This is a genomic window from Nocardia sp. NPDC050413 (assembly GCF_040655475.1).
GTDB classification, from domain to species: domain Bacteria; phylum Actinomycetota; class Actinomycetes; order Mycobacteriales; family Mycobacteriaceae; genus Nocardia; species Nocardia coubleae.
Genome location: NZ_JBFAJZ010000005.1, coordinates 219,375 through 235,519 on the forward strand (window position 1 = coordinate 219,375; position 16,145 = coordinate 235,519).

General features: G+C 68.5%; 16 protein-coding genes. 8 read left to right on the forward strand and 8 right to left on the reverse strand.

Annotated elements, in window-relative coordinates; translation table 11 throughout:
• Positions 1–10: 10 nt before the first annotated feature.
• Positions 11–1,546, reverse strand: a complete 1,536-nt coding sequence (locus tag AB0I19_RS15555; protein WP_357149023.1) for an acyl-CoA synthetase — start codon at positions 1,544–1,546, stop codon at positions 11–13.
• A gap of 22 nt (positions 1,547–1,568) precedes the next feature.
• Positions 1,569–2,606 carry an LLM class F420-dependent oxidoreductase gene (locus tag AB0I19_RS15560; protein WP_357149026.1) on the reverse strand — a complete coding sequence of 346 codons (1,038 nt, stop codon included), beginning with the start codon at positions 2,604–2,606 and terminating at the stop codon, positions 1,569–1,571.
• 61 nt (positions 2,607–2,667) lie between these two features.
• On the opposite strand from AB0I19_RS15560, the gene AB0I19_RS15565 reads away from it, so the two are divergent.
• The 5 genes from AB0I19_RS15565 to AB0I19_RS15585 all read left to right on the forward strand — a co-directional run bounded on the left by AB0I19_RS15565 (position 2,668) and on the right by AB0I19_RS15585 (position 7,186).
• Positions 2,668–3,636, forward strand: a complete 969-nt coding sequence (locus tag AB0I19_RS15565; RefSeq protein ID WP_357149029.1) for an OB-fold domain-containing protein — start codon at positions 2,668–2,670, stop codon at positions 3,634–3,636.
• A 16-nt stretch (positions 3,637–3,652) separates the two neighbouring features.
• A complete protein-coding gene (locus AB0I19_RS15570; RefSeq protein WP_357149391.1) occupies positions 3,653–4,666 on the forward strand; it encodes a thiolase domain-containing protein in 1,014 nt (337 codons plus the stop codon).
• The gene (locus AB0I19_RS15575) at positions 4,663–5,832 is read left to right on the forward strand and encodes a thiolase domain-containing protein (RefSeq protein WP_357149031.1); all 1,170 of its coding nucleotides are present in this window, start codon (positions 4,663–4,665) and stop codon (positions 5,830–5,832) included. Before AB0I19_RS15570 ends, AB0I19_RS15575 begins: the two co-directional genes overlap by 4 nt.
• Entirely contained in the window at positions 5,829–6,713 is an 885-nt protein-coding gene (locus AB0I19_RS15580; RefSeq protein ID WP_357149034.1) for a TIGR03619 family F420-dependent LLM class oxidoreductase, read from the forward strand. Before AB0I19_RS15575 ends, AB0I19_RS15580 begins: the two co-directional genes overlap by 4 nt.
• Before the next feature lie 71 nt (positions 6,714–6,784).
• Positions 6,785–7,186, forward strand: coding sequence for a nuclear transport factor 2 family protein (locus AB0I19_RS15585; protein WP_067492266.1), 402 nt, complete (start codon positions 6,785–6,787; stop codon positions 7,184–7,186).
• Between the two features lie 59 nt (positions 7,187–7,245).
• Here the strand turns inward: AB0I19_RS15585 and AB0I19_RS15590 are convergent, their stop codons facing one another.
• The gene (locus tag AB0I19_RS15590) at positions 7,246–8,526 is read right to left on the reverse strand and encodes a cytochrome P450 (protein WP_357149037.1); all 1,281 of its coding nucleotides are present in this window, start codon (positions 8,524–8,526) and stop codon (positions 7,246–7,248) included.
• Between the two features lie 132 nt (positions 8,527–8,658).
• On the opposite strand from AB0I19_RS15590, the gene AB0I19_RS15595 reads away from it, so the two are divergent.
• Positions 8,659–9,822, forward strand: coding sequence for a steroid 3-ketoacyl-CoA thiolase (locus AB0I19_RS15595; RefSeq protein WP_357149041.1), 1,164 nt, complete (start codon positions 8,659–8,661; stop codon positions 9,820–9,822).
• 365 nt (positions 9,823–10,187) lie between these two features.
• Complete coding sequence (locus AB0I19_RS15600) at positions 10,188–10,604, forward strand: helix-turn-helix domain-containing protein (protein ID WP_019044759.1); 417 nt, start codon at positions 10,188–10,190, stop codon at positions 10,602–10,604.
• A 77-nt stretch (positions 10,605–10,681) separates the two neighbouring features.
• Here the strand turns inward: AB0I19_RS15600 and AB0I19_RS15605 are convergent, their stop codons facing one another.
• The 5 genes from AB0I19_RS15605 to AB0I19_RS15625 form a co-directional block, all read right to left on the reverse strand.
• A complete protein-coding gene (locus tag AB0I19_RS15605; RefSeq protein WP_357149044.1) occupies positions 10,682–11,713 on the reverse strand; it encodes a hypothetical protein in 1,032 nt (343 codons plus the stop codon).
• Positions 11,710–12,225: an ImmA/IrrE family metallo-endopeptidase gene (locus tag AB0I19_RS15610; protein WP_357149047.1), complete on the reverse strand. Its 516-nt coding sequence runs from the start codon at positions 12,223–12,225 to the stop codon at positions 11,710–11,712. Before AB0I19_RS15610 ends, AB0I19_RS15605 begins: the two co-directional genes overlap by 4 nt.
• 11 nt (positions 12,226–12,236) lie before the next feature.
• Positions 12,237–13,409, reverse strand: a complete 1,173-nt coding sequence (locus AB0I19_RS15615; RefSeq protein WP_357149050.1) for a hypothetical protein — start codon at positions 13,407–13,409, stop codon at positions 12,237–12,239.
• 203 nt (positions 13,410–13,612) lie between these two features.
• Positions 13,613–14,524: an SDR family oxidoreductase gene (locus AB0I19_RS15620; protein ID WP_357149053.1), complete on the reverse strand. Its 912-nt coding sequence runs from the start codon at positions 14,522–14,524 to the stop codon at positions 13,613–13,615.
• Positions 14,525–14,536: 12 nt separating this feature from the next.
• Positions 14,537–15,298: an SDR family oxidoreductase gene (locus tag AB0I19_RS15625; RefSeq protein WP_357149394.1), complete on the reverse strand. Its 762-nt coding sequence runs from the start codon at positions 15,296–15,298 to the stop codon at positions 14,537–14,539.
• 78 nt (positions 15,299–15,376) lie between these two features.
• Between AB0I19_RS15625 and AB0I19_RS15630 the strand changes: the two genes are divergently transcribed.
• Positions 15,377–16,141 carry an enoyl-CoA hydratase family protein gene (locus tag AB0I19_RS15630; RefSeq protein ID WP_357149056.1) on the forward strand — a complete coding sequence of 255 codons (765 nt, stop codon included), beginning with the start codon at positions 15,377–15,379 and terminating at the stop codon, positions 16,139–16,141.
• Positions 16,142–16,145 lie beyond the last annotated feature (4 nt).

Here is a 16,145-nt window from a genome sequence, read left to right on the forward strand (position 1 = left end):
GCAGGCTCTTTCAGAGCAGCCGACGCTTGTACAGCTTGCCGTTGGGGTCGCGTGGCAGCTCCGCACGGTATTCCACCGTGCGGGGCAGCTTGTACTTGGCGAGCTGACCGGCCGCGAACGCGAGCAGGTCGGTGGTGAGTTCGTCGTCGCCCGCGACACCGTCGACCGGCTGCACGAACGCCTTCACCTGCTGACCCCAATCCGGGTCGGGCACACCGAGAACCGCCACGTCGGCGACCTTCGGGTGACTCATCAGCACGCCTTCGATCTCGGCCGGGTAGATGTTCACGCCACCGGAGAGAATCAGGTCCGAGCGCCGATCGCAGAGGAACAGATAACCGTCCTCGTCGAGGTAACCGATGTCGCCGACGGTGAACAGATCACCGACGCGCGACTCCTCGGTCTTCTCCTTGGCGTGGTGGTACTCGAAGCTCGAGGCGCCCATCTTCATGTAGACCAGGCCCTCTTTGCCCGGCGGCAGTTCGGTGCCGTCGGTCTCGTCGAGGATCTTGATGACCGACCACGGCCAGGCCTTGCCGACCGATCCGGGCTTGGCCAGCCATTCGGTCCCGGAGATCACCGTGCCGCCGCCCTCGGTGGCGGCGTAGTACTCGGTGACGACCGGACCCCACCACTCCAGCATCTGTCGCTTGGTCTGCGGCGGGCACGGCGCGGCGCCGTGCACCATGCTGCGCAGCGACGACACGTCGTAGCGGGCGCGTACCTCTTCGGGCAGGGCGAGCAGGCGGTGGAACTGGGTCGGCACCATGTGCGAGTGGGTCACCCGGTGCCGTTCGATGAGGGCGAGCATGTCCTGCGCGTCCCATCGGTCCATCAGAACGAGCTTGTGCCCCAACTGGATCGAGATGGTCGAGAAGTTCAGTACGGCGGTGTGATAGAGCGGCGAACCGCAGATGTGCACGTGGTCGTCGTAGGGCGCCAGCCCGAAGAGGCTGAAGAACGCCTTGTTCGGTGCGGGGACCTCGTCGGGATCGGCGCCGGTCAGCGGGCGGCGAACGCCCTTGGGGCGCCCGGTGGTTCCGGAGGTGTAGAGCATCGGTGCGCCGACCGAGCGCTCGTCCGGCCTGCCGGTATCGGCCGCGCCGAGCCACGACACGGGCCGGAAGCCCTCGATGGTGCCCACGGCGAACCGCGCGTCGGCGGGGAGTCCGGCCTCGTCGGCGGCCGCGGCGGCGGTGGCGGCGAACCGTTCGCTGGCCAGGAAGGCCGAGGCTTCACTGTCCTGGAGGATGTAGGCGATCTCGGGCGCGGTCAGATGCCAGTTGACCGCGACGATGTAGAAACCGCACTGGTAGGCGGCGAAGTACGCGGCGATCGCCTCGACGCCGTTGTGCAGCATGCTGACAACGACGTCTCCGGTTCGCAATCCGATCCCGCGTAGCCCGTTGGCGTACCGGTTGGCGAGGGTGGCCAATTCTCGATAGGTGATCTCCCGGCCGTCCGGGTCGACGACGGCGACCCGCTCGGGTTCGGCCGCGGCGATATTCCACAGTCCGAGGATTTCCGTTGTCTGCTGACTGCTCACCCCTACGAATTTAGAACGTGTTCTACCGCGTAACAAGGGGTTGGAGCCGACGAAGTTGTTCGGCATCGGAAACCGAGATCAGCATCATGGTCACGCCGGCGTCCTCCCATTCCCGCAATCGGGTGCGGACGTGCGCCTCGTCGCCGAAGATCGCGGTGTCGGTGATGAGCTCGTCGGGCACCGCGGCGGCGGCTTCGGCCTTGCGCCCGGCCCGGAACAGCGCCGAGATCTCGTCGACCTCCTTGTCGTAGCCCATCCGCTTGTAGACCTGGGCGTGGAAGTTCAGCTCGGGTGCGCCCATGCCGCCGATGTAAAGCGAGGTGACCCAGCGCATCCGCTCGATCTCGGCGGCCGGATCGTCGGTGACCACCACCTGGGCGCTGGCCGCGATCTCGAAATCCGCACGTGAACGCCGTGCGCCCGGCCGCGCGAAGCCCTCGTCGAGCCACTCGTTGTACATGCCCGCCAGGCGCGGGGCGTAGTAGATCGCAAGCCAGCCGTCGGCGATCTCGGCGGTCTGCGCGATGTTCTTCGGCCCTTCGGCACCGAGCCAGATCGGCAGGTCGGCGCGCAGTGGATGGACTATCGGCTTGAGCGGTTTGCCCAGGCCGGTGGCGTCGGGACCGGTGTAGGGCAGGCCGTAGGCCTGACTGTCGGAGGTCACCGGCGCCTCGCGCGCCAGCACCTTGCGCACGATGTCGACGTACTCGCGGGTGCGCCGCAGCGGCTGCGCGAACGGCTGTCCGTACCAGCCCTCCACCACCTGCGGGCCGGAGACGCCGAGCCCGAGGATGACCCGGCCACCGCTGAGGTGATCCAGCGTGAGCGCGTGCATGGCGGCCGCCGCCGGGGTGCGCGCCGACAGCTGGGCCACCGAGGTGCCCAGCCGCACGCGCCGCGTGGAGGAGCCCCACCAGGCCAGTGGGGTGAAGGCATCCGACCCCCAGGACTCGGCCGCGAACACCGCGTCGAACCCGGCCTCCTCGGCCGCGACGACCATCTCGCCCGCGTTTGTGGGCGGCTGCGCACCCCAGTATCCGAGTTGCAGTCCGAATTTCATGGCCGACGCCCTTTCCGGCGAATCCTTGCGTGCAGAATAAGAACCTGTTCTACTCGATATCGTGACCCAGGGGAATACCGCAGTGGAAGTATTGAGTGCACCCCTTCGGGTGCAGTTCGACTACACCAGATCCGTCGGACCGATCATCGGAGCCTTCCTGACCGGACTGCGTGAACGCCGCATACTCGGCGTGCGCGGCAGTGACGGCCGGGTGCTCGTGCCCGCCCAGGAATACGATCCCGTCACCTCGGCCCCGCTGGCCGAACTGGTGCAGGTGGAGACGACCGGCACGGTGCGATCGTGGACGTGGGTGGCCGAGCCGCTACCCGGTCAGCCGTTCGACCGCCCGTTCGCCTGGGTGCTCGTGCAGCTCGACGGTGCCGACACCAGCATGCTCCACGCCCTCGACGTGACCGAGCCCGCACAGGTGAGCACCGGTATGCGGGTGCGCGTGCGCTGGGCCGAGGAACGCGCGGGCACCATCGCCGACATCGCCTGCTTCGAGCCCGGCGAGGGCGCGACCGCGCCACCCACCGAGGACTCCGCCGAGCCGGTGACCGTGCTGGTGACACCCGTCGACATGAGCTACAAGCACACGGCCTCGCCCCAGGAGAGCGTGTACCTGCGCGGTCTCGCCGAGGGCAAGCTGATCGGCGGCCGCTCCGAAGCGGGTGGGGCTGTGTACTTCCCGCCGCGTGGGGCCAACCCGACCGACGGCACCCCCACCGACGACCTGGTCGAACTGCCCGACAAGGGCACGGTGACCACCTTCTGCATCGTGAACGTGCCGTTCCTCGGCCAGCGGATCAAGCCGCCCTACGTCGCCGCCTATGTGCTTCTCGACGGTGCCGATATCCCGTTCCTGCACCTGGTACTCGGGTGCGAGGCGTCCGAGGTGCGCATGGGTATGCGGGTCGAGGCCGTGTGGAAGCCCCGCGAGGAATGGGGCCACGCGCTGGCCAATATCGACCACTTCCGCCCGACGGGTGAGCCCGATGCCCCGTACGAGTCCTACCAGCACCACCTCTGAGAGAGGCGACGTGACTATTCCCGAAATCGCGGTGGTGGGGTTCGCCCACGCACCGCACGTGCCGGAGACCTTCGGCACCACCAACGGCGTCGAGATGCTCGTGCCGTGCTTCCAGCAGCTCTACGCCGACCTCGGCATCACCAAGTCCGACATCGACTTCTGGTGCTCGGGCTCCTCGGATTACCTTGCCGGGCGCGCCTTCTCGTTCATCTCGGCGGTCGACGCCATCGGCGCGGTGCCGCCGATCAACGAGTCGCACGTGGAGATGGACGCCGCGTGGGCGCTCTACGAGGCGTGGGTGAAGCTGCTCTCCGGACAGGCGCAGACCGCACTCGTGTACGGCTTCGGCAAGTCGTCGGCAGGCACGCTGCGCCAGGTGCTGACCAGGCAACTCGACCCGTACCTGGTCGGCCCGCTGTGGCCCGATGCCGTCTCGGTCGCGGGCCTGCAGGCGCGCGCCGGCCTCGACGCGGGGCGTTGGACCGAACAGGACATGGCCGCCGTCGCCGGTGGTGACATCGAATCCCTGCTCGCCGCACCGTATGTCGCCGACCCGCTGCGGGCGCACGACATCGCGCCGATCACCGACGGCGCGGCCGCGATCGTGCTCGCCGTCGGCGACCGGGCACGCGAGCTGTGCGAGCGCCCGGCCTGGATCACCGGCATGGCGCACAATATCGACGCCCAGGGCTTCGGTGTCCGCGACCTGACCCGCTCGCCGTCCACCACCCGCGCGGCCGCCGCCGTGACGCGGGGCAACACCGACTTCGACGTGGCCGAACTGCACGCACCGTTCAGCCATCAGCAACTGATCCTGGCCGAGGCGATCGGCCTGTCCCCCGACACCACGATCAATCCGTCCGGCGGTGCGCTCGCGGCCAACCCGATGTTCGCGGCGGGTCTCGAGCGGATCGGCAATGCCGCCACGGCCATCATGTCCGGCACCGCGAACCGGACCCTCGCCCATGCGACCAGCGGCCCAGCGCTGCAGCAGAACCTGGTCGCCGTCCTGGAATCCGAGGAATCATGAGCTTCCCCGCAGCGGTGCTCGGCACCGGTCAAACACATCACGTGACAAAACGTGCGGACGTGTCCATGGCGGGCATGTGCCGTGAGGCGATCGATCGCGCGCTCGACGACGCGGTCCTGACCATCGACGAGATCGATGCGGTCGTGGTCGGCAAGGCGCCCGACTTCTTCGAGGGCGTCATGATGCCCGAGCTGTACCTGGCCGAAGCACTCGGCGCCATCGGCAAACCGCTGCTGCGCGTGCATACGGCGGGGTCGGTCGGCGGGTCGACCGGCATCGTCGCCACCAACCTGGTGCAGGCCGGTGTGCACGGCAAGGTGCTCGCGATCGCGTGGGAGAAGCAGTCGGAGTCGAATGCCATGTGGGCGTTGTCGATTCCGGTGCCGTTCACCATGCCGGTCGGCGCGGGCGCGGGCGGCTACTTCGCCCCGCACGTGCGCTCCTACATCCGCCGCTCCAACGCGCCGATGCACATCGGCGCCCAGGTGGCGGTGAAGGACCGGCGCAACGGTGCCAAGAATCCCCTCGCGCACCTGCACCAGCCCGACATCACCCTCGAATCGGTGCTGGCCTCCCAGATGCTGTGGGACCCCATCCGATTCGACGAGACATGCCCGTCCTCGGACGGCGCCTGCGCGGTGGTGCTCGGCAACGCCGAGGCCGCGGCCGCCGTCGAGGCACAGGGCAAGACGGTCGCCTGGGTGCACGGCACCGCGATGCGCACCGAACCGACCACCTTCTCCGGACGCGATCAGGTGAATCCGCGGGCCGGTCGGGACGCGGCCGCCGCCCTGTGGGCCGCCGCGGGCATCACCGATCCGCTCGAGGAGATCGACGTCGCCGAGATCTACGTGCCGTTCTCCTGGTTCGAGCCGATGTGGCTGGAGAACCTCGGCTTCGCCGCCGAGGGCGACGGCTGGAAACTCACCGACAAGGGCGAGACCGAGATCGGCGGCCGGTTGCCGGTGAACCCGTCGGGCGGGGTGCTCTCGTCCAACCCGATCGGCGCCTCTGGCCTCATCCGTTTCGCCGAGGCGGCCAAGCAGGTGATGGGCCGGGCGGGCGACTACCAGGTGGCGGGCGCGCGTAAGGCCCTCGGCCATGCCTACGGTGGCGGGTCGCAGTACTTCGCGATGTGGGTCGTGGGAAGCGAGCGTCCCGAATGAAATTCACCCTCGGTGTCGCACTGAGCCCGCTCGACCAGCTCACCGAGCTGGCCAAGACGGCCGAAGAGTGCGGCTTCACCTCGATCGGCCTGCCCGACTCGCTGTTCTACATGAAGTCCCAGAGCGCCGACTACCCGTACACCCCGGACGGGAGCCGGTTCTGGGGCCCGGAGACACCGTGGGTGGATCCGCTCATCGCCGCCGCGTCCATGTCGGCCGTGACGACGACCCTGCGGTTCTACACCAACGTGCTCAAGCTGGGCTCCCGCAATCCGCTGCTGCTGGCCCGCCAGGTCGGCTCGATCGCCAACATGTCGGGCAACCGCTTCGGCTTCGGCGTCGGAATCGGCTGGGCTCCCGAGGAATTCGAGTGGTGCGGCGTGCCTTACGCCAAGCGTGGCGCACGGGTGGACGAGATGATCGAGGTCATCAAGCTCGTCCTCGACGGCGGCATGGTCGAGTACCACGGCGAGTTCTTCGACTTCGACCCGTTGCAGATGAGCCCCGCCCCCACCGAGCGGGTGCCGTTCTACATCGGCGGCCACACCGGTCCCGCCCTGCGCCGCGCGGCCCGCGTGGGCGACGGCTGGACCTCGGCGATGATGAAGTTCGACGAGCTCACCGGGACCATCGCGACCCTGCGCACGCTGCGGGCGGAGTACGGCAGGGACACCGAACCCTTCGAGATCCAGGCGGTCTGCATCGATCGCCACGGCCGCAGCGGCTATCAGGACCTGGCCGACGCCGGGGTCACCGACATCATCGTGGTGCCGTGGCTCTTCGACGGCATCGGCTTCGACGGCGAACTCGCCGCCAAACAGGACTCGCTGCGCCGCTTCGCCGAGAAGTACATCGCCGATCCGATCGTGGCCTCGGCATGAGCGGTCAGCGGCCGGAGGCGGAAGCGGAGCGTGACCACGCAGGCCGCCCGAGCATGCCCCATAGACACAGCGTGAACGCGCGCGATGCGGGACTGGCCTCGCAGGCCGCGGTCCGCGCCAAGGACCGCGCCGCCTGGATCGCGTTGTTCGCCGAGGACGGCATCGTCGAAGATCCCGTCGGCCCGTCGGGTTTCGACCCCGAAGGGGTGGGGCATCGCGGCCACGAGGCGATCGGCGCGTTCTGGGACAAGGCCATCGCCAACACCGACTCGATCGAGTTCCTGTTCGAGGACTCCTTCGCCTGCGGCAACGAGATCGCCTTCACCGGCCTGATCCGCACCACCATGGCCGGCTATCTCATCGACGCCGAGGGCGTGTTCACCTACAAGGTCGACGCCGACGGCAAGATCGCGGCCCTGCGGGCCTTCTGGGAGGTCGACCGGGCGATGGCGACCAGCCGAAAAGCCTCCTGAACGCCGAAAACACAACAGCCCCGGGCCTTTCGGTCCGGGGCTGTTCTTGTCTGGTGGCCTCAGTGCGCGACCGGGCATCCCTTGGTCTTGTAGTCGACCGGGAGCTCCTTGATGCCGTTGAGCCAACCCGAGCGAAGGCGCTTGGGGTCGCCGATCTTGGTGATGTCGGGCAGGTGGTCGGCGATGGCGTTGAAGATCAGCTCGATCTCCAGGCGGGCCAGGTTCGCGCCGACACAGAAGTGGGCGCCGGTGCCGCCGAAGGACAGGTGCGGGTTCTCCTTGCGCATGATGTCGAACTTCTCGGGGTTCTCGAAGACGTCCTCGTCGAAGTTCGCCGAGCGGTACAGCATCACCAGGCGCTGGCCCTTCTTGATCTGCACGCCGCCGAGTTCGGTGTCCTCGAGCGCGGTGCGCTGGAAGGAGGTGACCGGGGTGGCCCAGCGGATGATCTCGTCGACCGCGCTGGCAGGGCGTTCCTTCTTGAAGAGCTCCCACTGATCGGGGTTCTCCATGAACGCGATCATGCCGTGGCTGATCGCGTTGCGGGTGGTCTCGTTGCCGGCGACCGCGAGCACGATGACGAAGAAGCCGAACTCCTCCGCACTGAGCGACTCACCGTCGACGTCGGCCTCGATCAGGGTGGTGACCAGGTCGTCGGCCGGACAGGCCTTGCGCGCCTCGGCCATCTGGTACGAGTAGCCGAGCAGCTCCATCGACGCCGCGACGGGATCGACATCGACATTGTCGGGGTCGTCGTAGCCGGTCATGTCGTTGGACCATTCGAAGACCTTCATCCGGTCTTCCTGAGGCACGCCGATGAGTTCGGCGATCGCCTGCAGCGGCAGCTCACAGGCCACCTGGGTGACGAAGTCGCCGCCGCCCGATTCCGCCGCGGCCTTCACGATCTTCTCCGCACGCGAGGACAGCTCGGCGCGCAGGCTGTTCACCGCGCGCGGGGTGAAGCCCTTGGAGATCAGCTTGCGCAGCTTGGTGTGTTCCGGGGCGTCTTTGTTCAGGATGACGAAGCGCTGCAGCTCGATCTGCTCGCGCTTGATGTCGTCGTTGAAGCGCGGGATCGCGGTGTTCTCGTAGGTCGAGAAGACATCGCTGCGGCGCGAGACCTCCTTGACGTCGGCGTGCTTGCTGACCACCCAGAACCCGTCGTCGTGGAAGCCGCCCACCTCGGGCGGCTGCGGGTTCCACCAGATCGGCGCCGACCGGCGCAGCTCAGCGAACTCCTCCGCCGGGACACGTTCGGCGTAGATGGCCGGGTCGGTGACGTCGAACCCCTCGGGCAGGTTCGGCAGGGTACCCGTGGCTTCGTTGCGCGGATCTACCACCAGATGTCTCCTTCGACAAACTGAAACACGTTCTACAATCATTCAAGCACAGGGTATGCCACGACGGAAGAACCTCGCGGTTTTGCCCCGCTTACGTAAACAGAACACGTTGCAGTTCAGAGGGAGATGCAGATGGGCACACCGGTAATCGTCGAGGCAGTGCGAACCCCGATCGGCAAGCGGCGCGGGCGGCTTTCCGGCCTGCACGCGGCCGAACTGCTCGGCCTGGCCCAGCGCGGACTGCTCGACCGGGCCGATCTCGATCCACTCGAGGTGGAGCAGGTGATCGGCGGCTGCGTCACCCAGGCGGGCGAGCAGTCCAACAACGTCACCCGCGTCGCGTGGTTGCACGCGGGTCTGCCGTGGCAGACCGGCGCGACGACGATCGACGCGCAGTGCGGTTCGGCACAGCAGGCCAACCACCTCGTCGCGGGGCTGATCGCCACCGGGGCCGCCGACATCGGCATGGCGTGCGGCGTGGAGGCGATGAGCCGGGTGCCGCTCGGCGCCAATGTGGGCACCGAGGCGGGACCGCGCAGGCCCGCGTCGTGGTCGATCGATCTGCCCGATCAGTTCGGCGCGGCCGAGCGAATCGCGCGGCGGCGCGGGCTCACTCGCGACGACCTCGACCGATTCGGTCTGCGCTCACAGCAATTGGCCGCCGCCGCCTGGGCCGAAGGCCGTTTCGATCGCGAGGTGCTGCCCGTGGTCGCGCCCGTACTCGACAGCGAGGGCGCGCCGACCGGCGAGAAGGCCGAGGTGACCCGCGACGAGGGCTTGCGCGCGAGCACGATCGATGGCCTGGCCAAGCTGAAGCCGGTGGTCACCGACGGCCTGCACACCGCGGGTACGTCGTCGCAGATTTCCGACGGCGCGGCCGCGGTGCTCCTGATGGACGAAACCGTCGCCCGCCGAAAGGGTTTGCGTCCGCGCGCACGGATCCGCACCCAGGTACTCGTCGGCGCCGAACCGGAGTTCCATCTGGACGGACCTGTGCAGGCATGCACGCGACTGCTGGAACGCTCGGGAATGGCGATCGGCGATATCGATCTTTTCGAGATCAACGAAGCATTCGCGGCGGTTGCCCTTTCGTGGGCTTCTGTACATCAGCCGGACATGGAACGGGTAAATGTCAACGGCGGTGCGATCGCAATCGGGCATCCTGTCGGTTCCACCGGTTCTCGTCTGATCACGACCGCATTACACGAGCTCGAACGCACCGGCAAGGGAACCGCGATGGTTCTCATGTGCGCCGGTGGAGCCCTCGCGACCGGCACGATCATCGAACGCCTGTAGACTGGGCGTACCGAAACCGGGCGCCCAGGTTGAACATTCATCTCCAGGCGCCCGGAACGTGTCGTACGCCACACGATCCGAGGGGCGAGGGGGATGATGAGACATCAGCAATCTTTGGGCTATCATGGGTCCGAGGTGGAAGACCCCCGCGACGGGCACGAACTCCGGCACCCATCGGCTCCACAAGAGTCGTTGACGTGACCCCGCAAACGCGGCCGTCGCGGGCCCTGTACGCAGGTGAGCGTCGGAATCCGCAGAGAAATCCTGAATCAGGCGTAGGTTTTCAGTTACTGAGCCGCTAATATCAATGATACGTATCCGAGATAACGACTGTTAGTACAGTGAAGGGAATTGGGCGGCTCACAATGGCTGATTTCGCGGCGCGGCTGAACAAGCTGTTCGAAACCGTGCATCCCCCGGGGCGCAAGCCGCACACCAACGCAGAGGTTGCGGCTGCGCTGACTGCCTCCGGGCATCCGATCTCCAAGCCGTATCTCTCGCAGCTGCGGTCGGGACAACGAACCAACCCGTCCGACGAGACGGTGGCCGCCCTGGCGAAGTTCTTCAAGGTCAAGCCTGACTACTTCTTCAACGACATCTACGCGGCCAAGATCGATCACGACCTGGAACTGCTTGCGCAGCTGCAGGGTTACGGGCTGCGTCGTCTGTCCAGCAGGGCATTCGACCTCTCGGAAGAATCACAGAATCTGCTCACCTCCATGGCGGAGAAGTTGCGGGCCAGCGAAGGCTTGCCCGAAATTCCTCCGGACGGAACGGAATAGGAACAACCAGGCGGATACGCGAAGAACGGGCCTGAGCCGGTGGAAACACCAGCTCAGGCCCGTTCTTGTTGTCTGCGTCAGCTCGACGCGGCGGCGTTCTGCGGTGCGCCCGCCGTCGCCACCGCCACCTCGTATCGCTTCGCCAGCGCCAGCACCCAGCCGCGTGGACTCACGCCGGGCGGCGGCGCGATCCACCGCGCGTCGACGAACAAGTCCCCCAGGGGGTTTCGGGCCCACTCGGCCACCACAGCCGCGCGCTCGGGGACGGAGTTCGGCGGCTCACCCGCCGCCGGGATGACGATGCCGCTGCCCGAGAGCAGATACAGCGCGTCCATCACCTGGGCCACGTGATCGGAGGCCTTCAGCTGCGCCGAGGTGGCGTTCTGCTCGGGTGCGACGACCTCCGGGAACCGGCCGACCATCAGCTTGTGCAGCGGGCGGATGCGCCGCAACAGGATTCGGGCCCGCCACCACAGCTCGATGACGATCGACACCGCGCCGAGCGAGATCAGCAGGCTCGCGATCTCCCACGCCTGCCAGCCCCATGTCGGCTGACCGGGCGGGGTCGGCTCGGCGCCCTGGAAGGCGCGGCCGGCGTTGGCGAAGGCGAGCACGGCCACCAATGCCGTTCCCGCCGTGTAGATCGCGATGCCGCGACCCAGCGTGGTCCAGTCCAGATTGCGCAGACCGGTGGTGACGATGAACACCGCGCCGAGCGCGACGACGATCCAGCCGAAGGTGAACGACCAGGCCAACGTCAACGCGATGGCGAGAGCGCCGATGCCGTAGACGACCATCGCGACCTGGCGCAGGTTGCGTCGCGACACGACCGGCCAGGCGGCCGAGGCGACCACCGACGTGGCGGTGGTGAACAGGATCCACGCCGAATCGACGATGCCCGTGGACAGCCAGCCGCTGTGCAGGCCGCCCGGGAGCAGGTTGTCGACGGCGACGGCGATATCGGGGATGGCGACGGTCGAGGCGAGTGCGACGGCGGCGACCGCGACGACGATGGCCACGCGGGCCGTTGTCGCGGGCTTGACGAGCACGCGTCCCACTCGCGCACCCGCGGCAACCCAGACCAGCAGGGCTGTCAACCAGAGTGTCATCCGAGTGCCTCATCGAATCGAAGGACCGAGACGCCTGCGCCCCGGTTGTTGAAGACGCGCAGTCGTGTCATGAGCATGGCCGCGAAGGTCTCGGCCTCCCACTCGGCCAGGTCGTCGGCTCCGTCCTCGACGATCTGGGCGTGGGCGCGCTGACTGAGCATGTAGGCGATGAGGTCGTCGCTGACCTCGAGTGTCGTCTCGACCGCGGGCGCGCCCTCGTGGTCGAAGACGATGTGCCCGAGTTCGTGGGCGAGGGTGTGGTCGCGGCTGGGCAGGGCGTCGGCGAGCACGATGATGTCGCGCTCGGGGTAGAAGCGCCGCTGGCCGCAGATGCCGGGGCCCAATTGCGCACTGGTGATCTCGATTTCGCGCTGCCGCTCGAGCGAGACCGCCGCGACCACCTCATCGAGGGTGGTCGCGTCGGAGTCGGCGGCGACCGCGCACACCGCGTCGACGGCGGCGGCGACGCGACGATAGGACCGCGAGGTGGACTGGGTCTTGCTCTTGCTCATCGAAGATCCCCTCACGACCTCGGTCCGAAGAACTCGGCACGCGCCGCGTTCACCCGCGCCTGGGCGGCCGCGGCACCTTGGAAACTCACTGCGCCCGAACCGGTTCCGGCCAGGGCGAGCGCTATCAGACCGCCGATCACCGACAGCAGTTCGGGTTCGGGCAGACCGTTGTTGTCACTGGTCGGCCGGACCTCGTGGTTGGGCTTGGCGGCCTGAGCGGGCGCGGCGGCGGCAGGCGGCGCGGGGGCGGCGGCCGGGGGCGGCGGCGCGTCGGCCGGGGCCGGTGCTGCCACAGCCACATTCGGCGCGGCGACACCTGGAATCGACGGCGCGCCGGGTGCGGGTGGGATCGCGATCGCGGGCAGCGCGGGCGACGGCGTCGGCGGGGTCTGCAGCAGCAGCAAAAGCAGCAGCGGCGAGGCCGAACCGACCGCCGCCGAGCCGACGGCGGCCGAACCGGTCGCAGCCGAACCAGCGCCCGCGGAACCGACCGCGGCGGAACCGACGGCGGCCGAGCCGACGGCCGCGGAGCCGGTGCCGGCCAGCGCCGAGCCCGTCCCCGCCGCGGCCGAGCCGACGGCGGCCGACCCGGTGCCGAGCACCGCGGCCGCACCTGCCGAACCGGTGCCGAGTACGGCGGCGGCACCGGCGGAACCGGTGCCGAGGATCGCGAAGGCGCCTGCCGAGCCCGTGGCGAGCACGGCGCCAAGGCCCGCGGAGCCGGTGCCGAGGAGCACACCGAGGCCCGCCGAACCGGTGCCGAGCACCAGCCCGGCGGCGGCCGAGCCCGCGCCGAGGACGGCGGAGCCGGAGGCCGGACCGGCCACTTCCTTGGTCGGGAGCTCGGTGGTGTCCTGGCCGGGGATGCTCAGCGGGGTCCACTCGGTCTCTTCGGCGACTTCCGCACCGGTCCGGGGTGGATCGCCTTGATTCGCCGGTGCCGGGTCGTTGCCGCTACCCGTACCCGGGAGGGTGAGTTCGATCGGCTTGCCGTTGCCCTGGGCGGGGTCCTCGGCCGGTTCACCGCCGCTACCCCCGATGCCGGTGCTCCCGCTGCCGGACGGTTGCGCGGCGGGCGTCGGCGGCTTTTCCGGCGCGGCGAATGCGGCGACGGGCCCCAATAGGGCGCAGCCGGCCAAGACACTCGCAGCGGCAAGAACGCGCAACATGCGACCAACGGCCATGCGCCTGTCATCCCCTTTAAGTAATTCCGCGCAGCATTACCCCCGGTCGCGACACATTCCGGGATCGACGAACAGTAGCCCATAGTAAACCCAGGCGCAGAACCCCGCAGGAGAGCGCAAGAGCCGTCCAGCCCCCTGGACGCCTATGACAAGGCAAAACCGCAGGCCCGGCGGCTTTGCTCGGTGTCCTCTTGCGAAGTTAGCTATGCACCGTAAACCGGCTCCGGTTCGGCACCCTTCTCGATCAGCTGAGCCACCACCGGACCGAGCTCGGCCGGATCCCAGCGCGCACCGCGATCGACCGCGATGCCGTGCCGCCAGCCCTCGGCCAGCGCGACCTTGCCGCCCTCCACCTCGAACATCCGCCCGGTCACCCCGGCGGACTCGCTGCTGCCGAGCCAGACGACCAGCGGCGAGATGTTCGCCGGGTCCATGGCGTCGAAGCCGGCATCGGGGGCGGCCATGGTATCGGCGAAGACCGTTTCGGTCATCCGGGTGCGGGCCGCGGGGGCGATGGCGTTGACGGTGACGCCGTAGCGCCCGAACTCCGCCGCGGCGGTGAGCGTGAGCCCCGCGATGCCCGCCTTGGCCGCGCCGTAATTGCCCTGGCCGACGCTGCCCTGCAGGCCGGCGCCGGAGCTGGTGTTGACGACGCGGGCGTCGACCGCGCGACCGGCCTTGGCCTCACCGCGCCAGTACTCGGCAGCATGACGCATGGTGGCGAAGTGGCCCTTGAGGTGCACACGGATCACCGCGTCCCACTCCTCCTCGCTCAGGTTCACCAGCATGCGGTCGCGCACGAAACCGGCATTGTTGACCAGCACGTCGAGCCCACCGAAGGTGTCGACGGCCTGGCGGACGAGCCGGCGCGCGCCGTCCCAATCGGCCACGTCGTCGTAGTTGGCGACCGCCTGCCCACCCGCGGCGACGATCTCGTCGACGACCTGCTGCGCGGGTGTCTCCGAGGTGGGTGCGCCGTCGAGCGCGGTGCCCACGTCGTTGACGACGACGCGCGCACCTGCCGCGGCGAAGGCGAGCGCGTGCGCGCGCCCGATCCCGCGACCCGCACCCGTGACGATCACCGTGCGGTCGGCGCAGATCAACTGCTGGTCCATCGAAACTCCTAGTTATCCGTGGTTCGTATTCGCGGCATCGAGAAAGGCGGGACGCTCCCCCGCGCCGTGCACCAGCAGGCTCGCGCCGCTGATGTAGGCGGCCAGCGGGGAGGCGAGGAAGAGGGCGGCATTGCCGACGTCGGCGGGGGCGGCGAGGCGGCCGAGCGGGATGGTCGCGCCGACGGCGGCGACACCGTCGGCGTCGCCGTAGTGCAGGTGGCTCAGTTCGGTCTCCACCGGTCCGACCACCACGGAATTGAGGCGGACCTTCGGCGCCCATTCCACGGCGAGGGAGGTGGTGAGGTTGTCCAGTCCGGCCTTGGCCGCACCGTAGGCGGCGGTACCGGGCGAGGGCCGGTGCCCGCTGACGCTCGAGACCATCACGATCGAACCGCCCGAATCCTGTTTCTGCATCACGGCATTCGCCTGCTGCGCGATGACGAGGGGGGCGAGCAGATTCAGCTCGATGATCTTGGTGTGGAAGCGCGGGCTCGCCGTGTCGGCCAGGGCGAAGGGCGCCCCGCCCGCGTTGTTCACGACGTGGTCGAGCCGCCCGTGCGCGGCGAGGACCTCGTCGAACATGGCGGCGACCGCGCTGTCGTCGCGGACATCGCAGGAGTAGTGCTCGGTGCCGTCGATCGGGGTGTCGGCGGGTCTGCGCGCGCAGGTGAGCACTGTCGCGCCCGCCGCGAGGAAGGCGCGGGTGATGCCCGCGCCCACGCCGCGCACTCCGCCGGTCACCAGAACGATCTGGCCGGAAAGGTCGATTTCTATCGCCACCGTGTTAACCTACCAAGCAATTGCTTGCTTTGTCTCGGGTTCGCCCGGGCACGCACCGATAGGACAGTTGCCATGGGAATCGACCGGCATACCGAAACCGAGGGGGTGGAGGTCGTCACGGTCGACTATCCGCCGGTCAACGCGCTGCCGTCGGACGGCTGGTTCGCCCTCGCCGACGCCGTGCGCGCCGCCGGACGAGACCCAGGCACCCGCGTGGTCGTATTGCGCGCGGAAGGTCGCGGCTTCAACGCGGGCGTCGACATCAAGGAGATGAACGCCGACTCAGGGCACACCGCCCTGATCCGCGCGAATCACGGATGCTTCGAGGCCTTCGCAGCCGTGTACGACTGCGAGGTTCCGGTGGTCACCGCCGTCAACGGGTTCTGCCTCGGCGGCGGGATCGGCCTGGTCGGCAACTCCGACGTCATCGTGGCTTCCGACGACGCCACCTTCGGCCTGCCCGAGGTGGACCGTGGTGCGCTCGGCGCCGCGACCCACCTGTCGCGGCTGGTCCCCCAGCACCTGATGCGGACCATGTTCTACACCGCGGGCAAGCTCACCGCCCAGCAGCTGCACCACTACGGGTCGGTGTACAAGGTGGTGCCGCGCGCCGAACTCGACGCCGCGGCCATGGAGGTCGCGAAGAACATCGCGAACAAGGACGGCCGGGTCATCCGGGCCGCGAAGCGGGCGCTCAACGGCATCGACGTGCAGGACGTGCACCGCTCCTATCGCTACGAGCAGGGCTTCACGATGGAGCTCAACCTGGCCGGGGTGGCCGACGAGATCAGAGCGCGTTTCGACGACGACCTCGCCGCGCAGAAAAAGGGGAAGTAGGAAA